The sequence below is a fragment of the Ferrigenium kumadai genome, from assembly GCF_018324385.1.
GTDB lineage: Bacteria > Pseudomonadota > Gammaproteobacteria > Burkholderiales > Gallionellaceae > Gallionella > Gallionella kumadai.
Genome location: NZ_AP019536.1, coordinates 2267689 through 2280943, shown reverse-complemented (window position 1 = coordinate 2280943; position 13255 = coordinate 2267689). Strand labels below are relative to the sequence as shown.

Annotated in this window: 13 protein-coding genes, 1 other RNA gene and 1 riboswitch; of the genes, 5 read left to right on the top strand and 9 right to left on the bottom strand. The window is 61.1% G+C overall.

Translation table 11 applies throughout. The features are described 5' to 3' along the window. Positions 1 to 52: 52 nt before the first annotated feature. The 3 genes from FGKAn22_RS11065 to lgt form a co-directional block, all read right to left on the bottom strand. Positions 53 to 1270 (bottom strand): type II secretion system F family protein, encoded by a 1218-nt coding sequence (locus FGKAn22_RS11065; protein WP_212785691.1) that lies wholly within the window; start codon positions 1268 to 1270, stop codon positions 53 to 55. 78 nt (positions 1271 to 1348) lie between these two features. Continuing rightward, a complete protein-coding gene (locus tag FGKAn22_RS11060) occupies positions 1349 to 2629 on the bottom strand; it encodes an HlyC/CorC family transporter (RefSeq protein ID WP_212785690.1) in 1281 nt (426 codons plus the stop codon). Positions 2630 to 2684: 55 nt separating this feature from the next. Next, positions 2685 to 3467, bottom strand: a complete 783-nt coding sequence (lgt, locus tag FGKAn22_RS11055; protein ID WP_212785689.1) for a prolipoprotein diacylglyceryl transferase — start codon at positions 3465 to 3467, stop codon at positions 2685 to 2687. Between the two features lie 63 nt (positions 3468 to 3530). On the opposite strand from lgt, the gene ilvD reads away from it, so the two are divergent. From ilvD to FGKAn22_RS11035, 4 genes are all read left to right on the top strand, one after another. Then, the gene (gene ilvD / locus FGKAn22_RS11050) at positions 3531 to 5378 is read left to right on the top strand and encodes a dihydroxy-acid dehydratase (RefSeq protein ID WP_212785688.1); all 1848 of its coding nucleotides are present in this window, start codon (positions 3531 to 3533) and stop codon (positions 5376 to 5378) included. 26 nt (positions 5379 to 5404) lie between these two features. Next, positions 5405 to 6316, top strand: coding sequence for a D-hexose-6-phosphate mutarotase (locus FGKAn22_RS11045; RefSeq protein ID WP_212785687.1), 912 nt, complete (start codon positions 5405 to 5407; stop codon positions 6314 to 6316). 32 nt (positions 6317 to 6348) lie between these two features. Then, positions 6349 to 6975, top strand: a complete 627-nt coding sequence (locus FGKAn22_RS11040; RefSeq protein ID WP_246487398.1) for a c-type cytochrome — start codon at positions 6349 to 6351, stop codon at positions 6973 to 6975. Between the two features lie 145 nt (positions 6976 to 7120). After that, positions 7121 to 7441, top strand: a complete 321-nt coding sequence (locus FGKAn22_RS11035; RefSeq protein ID WP_212785686.1) for a c-type cytochrome — start codon at positions 7121 to 7123, stop codon at positions 7439 to 7441. Between the two features lie 70 nt (positions 7442 to 7511). On the opposite strand, the gene FGKAn22_RS11030 is transcribed toward FGKAn22_RS11035, so the two are convergent. From FGKAn22_RS11030 to FGKAn22_RS11005, 6 genes are all read right to left on the bottom strand, one after another. Beyond that, positions 7512 to 8915 (bottom strand): amino acid permease, encoded by a 1404-nt coding sequence (locus tag FGKAn22_RS11030; protein WP_212785685.1) that lies wholly within the window; start codon positions 8913 to 8915, stop codon positions 7512 to 7514. An 85-nt stretch (positions 8916 to 9000) separates the two neighbouring features. Beyond that, positions 9001 to 9792, bottom strand: coding sequence for a sulfite exporter TauE/SafE family protein (locus FGKAn22_RS11025; RefSeq protein WP_212785684.1), 792 nt, complete (start codon positions 9790 to 9792; stop codon positions 9001 to 9003). A gap of 2 nt (positions 9793 to 9794) precedes the next feature. Next, complete coding sequence (locus FGKAn22_RS11020) at positions 9795 to 10256, bottom strand: EVE domain-containing protein (protein WP_212785683.1); 462 nt, start codon at positions 10254 to 10256, stop codon at positions 9795 to 9797. Positions 10257 to 10307: 51 nt separating this feature from the next. Continuing rightward, positions 10308 to 10485: non-coding RNA, 6S RNA (gene ssrS, locus FGKAn22_RS11015), on the bottom strand. A gap of 2 nt (positions 10486 to 10487) precedes the next feature. Continuing rightward, on the bottom strand, positions 10488 to 10799 hold the full coding sequence (locus FGKAn22_RS11010) for a cell division protein ZapA (RefSeq protein WP_212785682.1): 312 nt from the start codon (positions 10797 to 10799) through the stop codon (positions 10488 to 10490). Continuing rightward, positions 10796 to 10996 (bottom strand): hypothetical protein, encoded by a 201-nt coding sequence (locus tag FGKAn22_RS11005; protein ID WP_212785681.1) that lies wholly within the window; start codon positions 10994 to 10996, stop codon positions 10796 to 10798. The genes FGKAn22_RS11010 and FGKAn22_RS11005 overlap by 4 nt, the downstream gene beginning before the upstream one ends. A 104-nt stretch (positions 10997 to 11100) precedes the next feature. Then, positions 11101 to 11301: riboswitch (cobalamin riboswitch) on the top strand. A gap of 119 nt (positions 11302 to 11420) precedes the next feature. Here FGKAn22_RS11005 and FGKAn22_RS11000 point away from each other — a divergent pair. After that, positions 11421 to 13247 (top strand): TonB-dependent receptor domain-containing protein, encoded by a 1827-nt coding sequence (locus FGKAn22_RS11000; RefSeq protein ID WP_212785680.1) that lies wholly within the window; start codon positions 11421 to 11423, stop codon positions 13245 to 13247. The last annotated feature ends 8 nt before the right edge of the window (positions 13248 to 13255 follow it).

Genomic DNA, 13255 nt, shown 5'->3' with positions numbered 1-13255 from the left:
CAGGTTCCCACGAAAGCGGACGGAACCGCCTGCAGTACTTCCAGCAACGCCGTCAAACCACTTGGCCCATCTTGAAGATCGGCAGGTACATCGCAATCACCATGCCGCCGATCAGCGTGCCCAGCACCACCATAATGATGGGTTCCATCAGGCTGGACAGTGCTTCGACGGCGTCATCCACTTCGCCCTCATAGAAGTCGGCCACCTTGCTCAGCATGGCATCCAGCGAACCGGCTTCCTCACCGATGGCGACCATTTGCAGCACCATGCTCGGAAATACCTCGGTGTTCTGCATGGCGACGGTCAGGCTGTTGCCGGTGCTGACTTCGCGCTGGATGACCTTTGTGGCATCGAAATACACCGCATTGCCTGCCGCGCCCGCGACCGAATCGAAGGCCTCGACCAGCGGCACGCCAGCGGCGAACATGGTGGCAAGCGTGCGGCTCCAGCGCGCGATACTGGCCTTGCGGATCAGTTCGCCGAAGATCGGCAGTTTGAGCATGAGCCGGTCCATGACTGCCTGCATCTTTTTGCTGCGCTTCCAGAAATAGAAGAATGCGTACAGTCCGCCGCCGATGGCACCGAAGATCGCCCACCACCATGCGACGAAGAAGTCGGATACAGCCATCACGAACAGTGTCGGGGCCGGCAGGTCGGCGCCAAAGCTGGAGAACAGCTCCTTGAATGCGGGAATCACGAAGATCATGATCACGGCGGTGATGATGAAGGCCACCACGATGATGGATACTGGGTAGAACAGCGCCGATTTGATCTTGCTCTTGATGGCCTGGATCTTTTCCTTATAGGTTGCCAAGCGGTCCAGCAGCGCGTCGAGGATACCTGCGGCCTCGCCGGCGCCGATCAGGTTGCAATACAGGTCGTCGAAATACAGCGGGTACTTCCGGAATGCCTGTTGCAGGCTGCTGCCGGTTTCCACGTCGGTCTTGATGTCGAACAGCAGGCGTGCCACGGAAGGGTTGCTGTGGCCCTTGCCGACGATGTCGAAAGCCTGCAGCAGGGGGACGCCGGATTTCAGCATGGTGGCCAGCTGGCGAGTGAACAGCGTGATGTCCTTCTCGGTGACAGGTTTGGCGCTGGCACGCAGGCGTTTTACCTTCGTGACGTTAATGCCCTGGCGGCGCAGGTGGGCGGAGACGCTGGCTTCGCCGGGCGCACGCATCTCGCCTTTGACCAGTTTGCCGCTTTTATCCTTACCTTCCCAGAGGTAGGAATACTCTTTTGCTTTTTCTGTTTTCGGTGCGACAGCCATGGTGTCTCCCTTAGAGTCACTGTCTGATGTTGGCGGGCATGATGCCGAGCTTTGTGGCTATTGTCAAAGCTGGATGCCCTATTGCGGTTTCTGGGGGGGCGGCGGAAAAATGCGCGCCACCTTCACGAGGCGATCCTGGGTCTGAATGATCTCGATTGGATATCCGGCGATCTTCAGGCTGGTACCGGGTTCCGGAATGTCTTCAAGGTGATCGAGGATCAGCCCGTTGAGTGTCTTGGCCCCGTCCAGCGGCAGGTGCAGTCCCAGCTTGCGGTTCAGGTCGCGCAGGCTGCTGCCGCCTTCCAGCAGAAAACTGCCATCCTCGTGGCGCAGGAACTTGCCGGTTTGCGAGGGCGATTGTGTGGTGAATTCGCCGACGATTTCCTCGAGAATGTTCTCCAATGTCACCAGTCCGAGCAATTCACCGTATTCGTCCACCACCAGCCCCAGCCGCGTGTGGCGCTCCTGGAATTGCTGCAGTTGCTTGAGCAGCGGGGTGTCGGATGGGATGAAGTACGACTCGTGCAACACTTCGCGCAATTGCGCCGTATCCAGCTCAGGTTCCTGCAGCAGGGCCGGCACGCGCTTGATGTGCAGGATGCCGATGATATTGCTGGGGGTGTCTGCATAGACCGGGAGCAGCGAGTGGTGGCAGGTGATGATCTGCTGCCGGAGTTCGGCAGGGTCGGTGTCGATGTCGAGGGCCTCGATCTGGTTGCGCGGGACCATCACGTCGTTCACGGTGATGCGCTCGAGATCGACCAGGTTGAGCAGCATCTTCTGGTGCTTGCGCGGCAGGAAATGCTCGGCTTCCAGCACCAGCCCGCGCAACTCTTCCATCGTCATCTTGGGTTTGCTCTGGTCGGTCTGGATCTTGATGCGCAGCAACCACAGAAAGCCTTTCACCAAGGCGGTCGCCACCGAGACCACCGGATGGAACAGCGTGATCAGCGGCGCGAGCAGATAGCTGGACGGCAGCGCGACGCGTTCCGGGTAGCTTGCGGCGATGATCTTGGGCATGATCTCGCTGAATACCAGCAGGACGAAAGTGATGAGCAGCGTGCCCATCAGCAGGGCCAGTTCGCTGGCCCCGAACAGGCGCAGGATGAGGATGTTGGTGATGGCGGCCGCCGCGACGTTGAGCAGGGTGTTGCCGAACAGGATAGAACCTAACAGCTTGTCCACCTTGGAAAGCAGTCGCCCGGTCAGTTTCGCGCTGCGGTTACCCTTGCGTATCAGGTGATTCAGCCGGTAGCGGTTGAGCGCCATCATGCCGGTCTCCGCTGCCGAGAACCATGCGCCGCATACCAGGAGCAGCAGGAGGATGCCGAGCAGCGCGTTTAGGGAAAGGTCTTCCAAGGGCTATGAATCGGGAATGCGATGGCGGGAATGGTGGGCGAGCGGCCGGTGCGTGTCAAGCGGCGTGCCGCTTGCTGTAGCGAACCAGTGCGATGCCGGCGATCACCATCGGCAGGCTCAGCCATTGTCCCATGCTCATGCCGAACGACAGCAAGCCGAGAAAGTTATCCGGCTCGCGGGTGAATTCGACCAGGAACCGGAAGCTGCCGTAGCCGATCAGGAATATGCCGGACACCATGCCGAGCGGGCGGGGCTTGCGCGCATACAGCCATAACAATGCGAACAGCAGTACGCCTTCCAGCGCGAACTCGTACAGCTGCGAAGGATGGCGCGGCACGTCATCCACTTGAGGGAAGACCATCGCCCACGGCACATCGGTGGGGCGTCCCCACAGCTCGCCGTTGATGAAGTTGCCCAGCCGCCCGAACGCGAGTCCCGGCGGCACCAGCGGCGCGATGAAGTCGGTGATCTGCAGCCAGCGCAGATTCTGTTTGTGCGCGAACCACGCCATGGCTACCAGCACACCGAGGAATCCCCCGTGGAACGACATGCCGCCCTGCCATACCGCGAAGACTTCCAGGGGGTGGGCTGCGTAATAAGAGAATTTGTAGAACAGCACGTAACCTAGCCGTCCGCCGAGGATCACTCCGAGCACGCCATAGAACAGCAGGTCGTCGAGCAGTTTCGCGTTGAGTTGCGGATGGCTCAGGGTGGCGATGCGCTTGCGCCCCAGCCACAGGAAGGTCACGAAGCCGGCGAGGTACATCAGGCCGTACCAGTGGATGCCGAACGGGCCGAGATGAATGGCGACGGGGTCGAATTGCGGATGAACGAGCATGGGTGAATCGGGTAAAATCAAGGCTTCGATTATACGTGCGCTTTTATTTTTCAGAGAGACAACATGCCTGCCTACCGTTCCCGCACTTCCACCCACGGCCGCAATATGGCCGGCGCACGCGCCTTGTGGCGTGCTACCGGCATGACCGAAGGCGACTTCGGCAAGCCGATCATCGCCATCGCCAACTCGTTCACCCAGTTCGTACCGGGCCATGTGCATTTGCAGAACCTCGGCCAGCTGGTGGCACGCGAGATCGAGAAGGCGGGCGGCATCGCGAAGGAGTTCAACACCATCGCCATCGATGACGGCATCGCCATGGGACATGACGGCATGCTGTACTCGCTGCCTTCGCGCGACCTGATCGCCGACTCGGTGGAGTACATGGTCAACGCGCACTGCGCCGACGCGCTGGTGTGCATCTCCAATTGCGACAAGATCACGCCGGGCATGCTGATGGCGGCGATGCGCCTGAACATCCCGGTGGTGTTCGTCTCCGGTGGTCCGATGGAAGCGGGCGAGGTGAAGTGGGGCGGCAAGACCCGTGGCCTGGACCTGGTCGACGCGATGGTTGCGGCGGCAGACAGCCGTTGCAGCGATGAAGAGGTCGCCGCCATCGAGATTTCCGCTTGCCCGACCTGCGGTTCCTGCTCCGGCATGTTCACCGCGAACTCGATGAACTGCCTGACCGAAGCCTTGGGCCTGAGCTTGCCCGGCAACGGCTCGCTGGTGGCGACGCACGCCGAGCGCAAGCAGTTGTTCCTGCGCGCGGGGCGCACCATCGTCGAGTTGTGCAAACGCTATTACGAGCAGGACGATGCTTCGGTGCTGCCGCGAAGCATCGCCACCTTCGAAGCCTTCGAGAACGCGATGACGCTGGACATCGCCATGGGCGGCTCGACCAACACCGTGCTGCACCTGCTCGCCATCGCGCGCGAAGCAGGCGTGGATTTCACTATGAAGGACATGGATCGCTTGTCGCGCCATGTGCCGACCTTGTGCAAGGTTGCGCCTTCCTCCGAGTTCCATCTGGAAGACGTGCATCGCGCGGGCGGCATCGCGGCGATCCTGGGCGAGCTGGATCGCGCCGGTCTGCTGCACGGCGAAGTCGGTACGGTGCACAGCAAGACCTTGCGCGACGGGCTCAAGCAGTGGGACATCGCGCAGACCGACGATGAGGCAGCGAAGAAATTTTTCCGCGCCGCGCCCGGCGGCATCGTGACCACCCTCGCCTTCTCACAATCCATGCTGTATCCCGAACTGGATACGGACCGTGCCAAGGGCTGCATCCGCGACAAGGCTCATGCCTATTCGCAGGACGGCGGCCTCGCGGTGCTGCACGGCAACATCGCGCTCGACGGCTGCATCGTGAAGACCGCGGGCGTGGACGAGAGCATCCTGAAATTCACCGGACGCGCGCGCGTGTTCGAGAGCCAGGATGCGGCAGTGGCCGGCATCCTCGGTGACCAGGTCGTGGCGGGCGACGTGGTGGTGATCCGCTACGAGGGACCTAAGGGGGGGCCGGGCATGCAGGAGATGCTGTATCCCACCTCCTACCTGAAGTCGAAGGGCTTGGGCAAGGCCTGTGCGCTGCTTACCGATGGACGCTTCTCCGGCGGCACTTCGGGTCTTTCCATCGGCCACGTCTCGCCGGAAGCAGCGAGCGGCGGTGCGATCGGTCTAGTGCAGGAAGGCGACCGCATCGAGATCGATATCCCCAATCGCAGCATCAATCTGCTCATCCCCGATGCCGAACTTGCACAACGTCGCGCCGCGATGGACGCGAAGGGCAAGCAGGCATGGAAGCCTGTCGCCGAGCGCCAGCGCAAGGTATCGGCGGCATTGCGCGCGTACGCGGCGATGGTGACCAGCGCCGACAAGGGCGCGGTGCGCGACGTCACCCAGATCGAATAACAAGACAACCAACTTAAGGAACAAGCATGACCACAGCACAACAATTGAATACGCAATTCGGCATCAAGGGGCAACTGAGTTTCCGCGAGGATGCGAGCGGCTTGGTCGTCGCCGAGATCAACAACGCGCAGGCGACGGCTTCGCTGTGCCTGCAAGGTGCGCACCTGATGACCTGGCAGCCGAAAAGCCAAGCTGTGCCTGTGGTGTGGTTGTCGCGCGATGCGAAGCTGGCGGCAGGCAAGTCCATCCGCGGCGGTGCGCCGGTGTGCTGGCCGTGGTTCGGCGCGCATGCGTCGGAGAGCAGCTTCCCCGGTCACGGGTTTGCACGTACGGTGCCATGGAATGTCATTGAAACGGGCACTGAGCCGGACGGCGCGACGCGCCTGACCCTGCGTCTGGTAGAGAGCGAGAAGACCAGGGCACAGTGGCCGCACTCCTGCACGGCGGACCTGACCGTGATCGTTGGCGAGACGCTGCGCATGGAACTGACGACTGAGAATACCGGCAAGGAAGCGTTCGTCATCGGCGAAGCGCTGCACACCTATTTCCAGATCGGCGACATCGGCGCCGTGCGCGTCACCGGTCTTGAAGGCTGTGACTACTGGGATAAGGTCGGCGGCTCCACACTGCGCAAGCAGGATGGTGCGATCACTTTCTCGGGTGAGACCGACCGCGTCTACATCGACACTGCGGCCGAGTGCGTGATCGAGGACGACAGGCTCAAGCGCCGTATCCATATCGCGAAATCCGGCAGCCTCTCCACAGTGGTGTGGACGCCGTGGACCGAGAAGGCCAACAAGATGGGCGACATGGGGCAGCCGGACGGCTGGCGCGAGATGGTCTGCGTGGAATCAGTGAATGCGATCGACAATGTGGTCACGGTCGCGGCAGGAACCCGGCACACACTGATAGTCGAATACAGTGCCGAATCGTTGTAATTTTCAACCAGCCTTAGAATAAGGAGAACGTCATGCGTACACGAAATCTGTTGTTGGCATCGTTGTTGGTTGCACTGTATGGCTGTCAGCCGGAGACCCCGGCGCAGAAGTCTGCCGCACCTGCGGCGGAAACTGCGGCGGCCCCTGCCCCTGCCGAACCTGCTGCTCCGGCCGCCATGACGCCGGCGCCAGCAGCAGCTCCCGTGAAAGCTGCTGCACCTGCCCCTGCCGAAAAAGCCGCGCCGGCAGCGCAGGAAAAGCCGGCCACGGTGAAGAAGGAGACGGCCAAGCCGGCAACGCCGTCAACCACGGCGCCGGCGAGTGTCCCTCCGGCGGCAAAGGCCGAGCCGGTTCCAGCTCCTGCAGCGGTCAAGCCTGAAGTGCCGCCGGTTGCGGCTGTGTCCGAGGCCGATGGTCTTGCGCTTGCGAAGAAGAATAACTGTATGGCCTGTCATGCCATCGACAAGAAAGTGGTTGGCCCGGCCTGGAAGGACGTGGCAGCCAAGTATCGCGGCGATGTGGGTGCGGAAGCGCGGCTGATGGACAAAATCGCCAAGGGCGGCAGCGGAGCGTGGGGCAGCATGGCGATGCCGGCGAACCCGAAAATCAGTGAGGCGGATCGTCGGGCGCTGGCGAGATTCGTGTTGTCTTTGAAATAAGCTGTCAACGATTTGCGACCCGCCTGCGTTAAGGGTATTGCCGCCTTACTAACGTGGTTTTTATTGCAGGCGGAGTTGTTTAGAATCGCTGGCGAAGGCAAAGCCTTCACAGTAGTTAAGACACCTTAATCATAACGGAGAGAACATGAAATCTATCATCGTAAGCATGGTTGCAGCAGCTGGTTTGATGGTCGCAGGCAGCGCAATGGCTACCGACATGCCGGAAGTTGCGAAGAAGAATAACTGCACCGCTTGCCACGCAGTGGACAAGAAGGTGGTTGGCCCGGCTTGGAAGGATGTGTCCGCCAAGTACAAGGGTGACGACGCGGCTTACGCCAAGGTTGCCGACAAGGTCAAGAAGGGCGGCAGCGGCGCATGGGGTTCCATGCCGATGCCTGCTAACCCGAAGGTTAGCGATGCCGACATGAAGGACATCATCGCCTTCATCAAGGGTCTGTCCAAGTAAGACTGGAGCGATCCGCAAAAAAGCCGGCGCAAGCCGGCTTTTTTATTGCCCGTTATCCATCCATGCCGAGTTATTTTGCGAGCTTGCTGTGACGGATGGAGTAGGTGAAGTAGACGATCAGGCCGATGCACAGCCAGACGGTAAAGCGCATCCAGGTCTGGGCGGGCAGGAAGGCCATCAATCCGGCGCAGGAGATCATGCCCAGTACGGGGAACAGGTGGCCGAACGGGTTCTTGAACGGGCGGTGCAGATTCGGCTGGCGGATGCGCAGCACGATCACGCCAAGGCAGACCAGCACGAAAGCGGCCAGCGTGCCGATGTTGACCAGCTCCGCCAGCGCGCCGAGCGGGAACAGTCCGGCAGCGAGCGACATGATGAGGCCGGTGATGACGATGACGCGCACCGGGGTCTTCCTCTCCGGATCGACCTTGGACAGGAACGGAGACATCAGTCCGTCGCGCGACATGGACAGGATGATGCGCGTCAGCGCGTAGTACAGCACCAGCATCACGGTGGTCAGGCCGGCGATGACGCCGGTGGCGACCAGCGCCGAAGCCCAGTTATATCCCAGCAGTTGCAGTGCATGCGCGACGGGCGATGAAACGCCGAGCTGGGTGTAGGGCACGATGCCGGTCAGCAACCCGGACACGATGATGTAGATCACGGTGCAGAACACCAGCGAGGCGATGATGCCGGTCGGCAGGTCGCGTTGCGGATCCTTGGCTTCCTCGGCCGCCGTCGAGACCGCATCGAAACCGACATAGGCGAAGAACACCAGCGAGGCGCCTGCCAGCACACCGGTGGTGGTGCCGTCCGGCAGCGTGTTGAACCAGCCGTAGGGTATAAAAGGGTGCCAGTTGGCTGTGTCGACGTTGAACGCGGCGATGCTGACGAACACGATGATGGTCAGCACCTTGACGAACACCATCGCGGTGTTGAGTTGCGCGCTCTGCCTGACGCCGATGATGAGCAGCCCCATCAGGATGAGGATGATGGAGGCGGCAGGCAGGTTGATGATGCCGCCCAGGGCGGGGGCCTTGGTGAGTATCTCCGGCAGCCCCATCCCCATCGCGGAAAGCGCGTTGTTGAAATAGCCCGCCCAGCCATTGGCCACTGCCGCCACCGACACGCTGTATTCCAGCAGCAATATCCAGCCGATGATCCACGCCACGATCTCGCCGAACGCGACGTAGCTGTAACCATACGCGCTGCCGCATCCGCCCACCGCGGCGGCCAGCTCGGCATAGGCCAGCGCTGCGAAGGCGCAGGCAAAACCGGAGATGATGAACGAGAGAACGACGGCCGGGCCAGCCTGGTTGGCAGCCGCGATGCCGGTGAGCACGAAGATGCCGGTGCCAATGATGGCGCCGATGCCGAGCAGGGTGAGGTCGAATGCACTCAGGCATCGCTTCAGCCCGGTGTCGCAAGTGTCATCGGCTGCAATCGGCTTGGTTCGGAATATCGGCAATGCCATGGAGTTCTCCCTGTGAATTTTTGTGGCGCGATTATGCCCTATCGCAGCGGCCGCTGCCCGTGGAAAGGTCGGCGTTGGGATGCTTTCAGATGGCCTTGAGCAGCATCTTGGTCGCCAATGCGAGCAGCAGTACCGCAAACAGTTTTCTCAGTACGGCTACGTTCGTGCGATGGGCGGTTTTCGCGCCTATCGGTGCGGTGATCACGCTGGCGAGCGCGCAGCCCAGCACGGCGGGCAGGTACACGAATCCCAGATGCGGTGAGGGCAGCGTGGCGTTCATGCCGGTGAAGATGTAGCCGAGCGTGCCGCCGACGGCGATGGGGAAACCTATTGCCGCGGCCGTGCCGATCGCATGGCGCAACGGTACGTTGCACCAGATCAGGAAAGGAATGACGATGGTGCCGCCACCGATGGAAACCAGCGTGCTCAACCAGCCGGTGAATGTTCCGGTGAGCGAGAGGCCCGCGATGCCCGGCAATTGGCGCGAGGCGTGCGGACGTATGTCGAGCAAGATCTGCGCTGCCGCGAAATAGACGAACAGCGCGAAGAAGACCGCCAGGAAGTGCGGCGAGACGCCGGCGGCGAACAATGCGCCCAAGGCTGTTCCCAGCAGGATTCCGGGAGTGATGCCGAAGACGACGCGCCAGTTCACCGCGCCGTGCTGGTGATGCTTGCGCATGCTGGCGAGCGCGGTAAACAGGATGATTGCCATGCCACTGCCCAGCGCCAGGTGCATCGCATGCTCAGGAGGGAAGTGTTGCGCCTCGAACAGCATCAGCAGCACGGGAACCAGGATCGTCCCCCCGCCGATGCCGAACATGCCGCCGAGGAATCCCGCGACGGCACCGAGCACGAGATACGCGGCGTACCACTCCATTATCAGTGCACCAGCCGGTTCGTGATGAACGCCCACTCCGCCGGATCGAGCGGCGTGATGGACAGGCGGTTGCCTCGCTGCAGCGTGCGCATGTCGGCCAGTTCCGGATGGCGGCGCAACTCGTCGAGCGGAATCAGCGGAATCTTCTTTACCAGTTGCACGTCGACGTTGAACCAGCGCGGTTGTTCATGCGTGGCTTTCGGATCGAAGTATTTGCTTTTCGAATCGAACTGCGTCGCGTCGGGATAGGCGAGCGCGCTGACCTTTGCTATACCAGCGATGCCCGGCTCCTTGCAGTTGGAATGGTAGAACAGCACGCCGTCGCCGACGCTCATCTGGTTGCGCATGAAATTACGCGCCTGATAATTGCGCACTCCGTACCAGGCCACGGTCTGGTTCGGCATCGCGGCGAGGTCGTCGATGCTGCAATCGGAAGGTTCTGATTTCATCAGCCAGTAGCGCATGTTTCAGGTCCGCAAATAAAAAGTGCGACCCCGAAAGGTCGCACTGGAATAAAGCCCCCCGCCTGTGCCGTTGACTCAATATCTTGAACCTGAGTTCAAGAGGGCCGGTTCCCGGTTACATCAGGTACGTCCACGAGGGACGCGCACAACAGTAACATTGAGGGTCGCGGCCTTAAGCATTGCTTATTGGTTCAAAGAATTATGAGCCTCACGAGCACCGCAGGGGACAACCTAGAACAGCGTATCTTGCTCGGCTAACGCCTTATCAATTGCTGTCTCCATGGCACTTATTCTACGCTTAAAGTCGGCGAGGTCAACGCCTTTGCCGACCTTGACCGAGAGCAGTTCGTGGGTGATGTTGAGCGCGGCCATGATGGCGATGCGCTCGACGCTGGCGATCTTGCCTGCATCGCGGATCTCGCGCATTTTTCTGTCCAGATAAGCGACCGAATCGAGCAGTTCGCCGCGCTCTTCCTCGGGGCAGGCGACGCGCAATTCGCGGTCGAGAATCTTGATGTCCAGCGTTTTGACCGTGCCGCTCATGCTTGTTCTTCCGGGAGAGTGAGCAGCAGCTTTTCCAGCCGTGCTTTTGCCGTTTCCATCTTGTCGTTGCACTGGCGATTGTTGCTGAGAGCGTGCGCCAACTCCTGGCGCAGGCGGTGATTCTCCGCACGCAGCTCGCCGCTGATCTGTATCAGATGCGCAAGCTTTCCTTCCAGTGCGTTCAGTTCATTTTCCATCTGGTGACTATAGTTTGAAAAGCGCTGACGAGTCAAACGGTAAGGGCGCCTTCTGCAAGCGCTTTATGAGTCGCCGTTTGGTGAGGCAGTGGATGTCTGTGGTAAAGTGCTTGCCGCTTCTAGGTGCCCGGCAGGCAATGCCGCCGGGTTAAACGGGAAACAGGTGAGGGACGTTCCCGATGCCTGTGCTGCCCCCGCAACGGTAAGCGAGTGCGGATTTGCCATCATGCCACTGTGAGCGATCATGGGAAGGCGGCAGATCAAGACTTGCGAGCCCGGATACCGGCCTGAAGCATGGTTCAGGAAATGCTGCGGGCGGCGCATGGACGGTATCTTTGCGGCGTCTGCCGCTGTCCGCCTTCTGCGGCTTTCCTGATTTGCAACGTTCCAACGGGGATCCTTGGAGCATTTCAGGAACGCTTAGATGAAACAAAACAGGTTATTCGCCGCCATCCTCTGTGCGGTTTCTCCCTTGTCGTGCGCCGCAGCGGACGATGTTCCAGACGAGATCGTGGTGACGGCTACCCGCATCGCCCAGCCGCTGAAACAGTCGTTGAGCAGCACGACCGTCATCACTCAACAGGAAATAAGATCGTCGCAGGCGGTTGATGTGCCGTCGATATTGCGCAGCATGGCCGGTGTGGAAATCTCCCGGACTGGCGGATTTGGCAAGACGTCCGCGCTTTACCTGCGCGGCAGCAGCCAGACCGAGGTAGTGGTGTTGCTGGACGGTGTGCGCATCAATTCGGCCACCAACGGCATGACCTCGATCCAGGAGCTGATGCTGGACCAGATCGAGCGCATCGAAGTGGTGCGTGGCAATGTCAGCAGTCTGTATGGCTCGGAGGCGATCGGCGGCGTGGTGCAGATATTCACCAGGCGCGGGCGCGGTGCGCCTCATTTCAATCTCGGCGGCGGCGCGGGCAACCCGGGAACCCAACGCATGAGCGCAGGTTTCGGCGGCGCGGTGGAGGCTACGGATTTCAATGTTCAGCTTTCCGCATTCAAGACCGACGGCGTGTCCGCGATCGACCCGGCGGTTGCTCCCAAGGCCAATCCGGACCGCGATGGCTACCGCAATGCCAGCTTGTCGGCGAATGTCCGTCATGCGTTCAATGCGGACCACAGTCTGTCTGCCACACTGTTCGGCAGCCGGGGTCGCAACCAGTATGACAGCGCCTTTGGCGTAGCGACCGATCTCAATACGAACACTGCGGGGGTGAGCAAGTTTTCGCTGTCGTCCGACAACCGCTTCAGCGACATCTGGCAAAGCCGGGTGCAGCTGGCGCAAGGGGTGGACGATTATCAGGATTACAAGAACGGCTTGCCTTTGGTGGGCGGACATTACAAGACTACCCAACGCCAGATATCCTGGCAGAACACCGTGCAGGTCGGGGACGGAAGCCAGCTCCTGCTGGGGGCCGAACACCTGGCTCAGGTAGTGACCGCCGACAAGGCTTTTGCTCAGACGCGGCGCAACGTAAACAGCCTCTTTGCCGGCTACACCGGAAACTTTGGCGCGCACCAGCTGCAGGCCAACCTGCGTGAGGACCGCAGCGCCCAGTTCGGCGCTCCAAGCACCGGGCTGCTCGGCTACGGCTACTCGTTCAGCGATGCGTGGCGTGCCACGGCAAGCTACAGCACCGCCTTCAAGGCCCCCACCTTCAACGAGCTCTATTTCCCCGCCTTCGGCAACCCGGCGCTGCGTCCCGAGCGTGCGCGCAGTGCCGAGGCAGGACTCCACTACTCGGTGGGCAGCCAGCAGGTCGATGTCGTGTATTTCGACAACCACGTGCGCGATTTGGTCGTTTATGCGCCCACGCCGGTAAACCTCAATCAGGCGCGCATCGACGGCGTCGAGCTGAGCTATGCCGGGCAGTTCGGCGACACCGGCATCAAGGCCGCGCTGACGTCGCAGAATCCGCGCGACGCGGTCACCGGCCAGCAACTCGTCCGTCGTGCCCGGCTGCATTCCAGTCTGGGGGTGTCGCAACGGTTCGGTGCCTGGCAGATCGGCGGCGAATGGCTGCACAGCGATGCGCGCGAGGACAGCCATATCACGGCCTTTCCGGTGCGCCGTGTAGTCCTGCCCGGCTACGACGCGCTGAATCTGACTGCCAGCTACGCCATCGACAAGGCGTGGAAGCTGTCGCTTAGCGCGGCCAATTTCACCAACCAGAACGATGCCACTGCGCACGGCTACAACCCATTGGGGCGTACGCTGTTCGTGGGCATCAATTATCAGCCGTAAACGGTAAA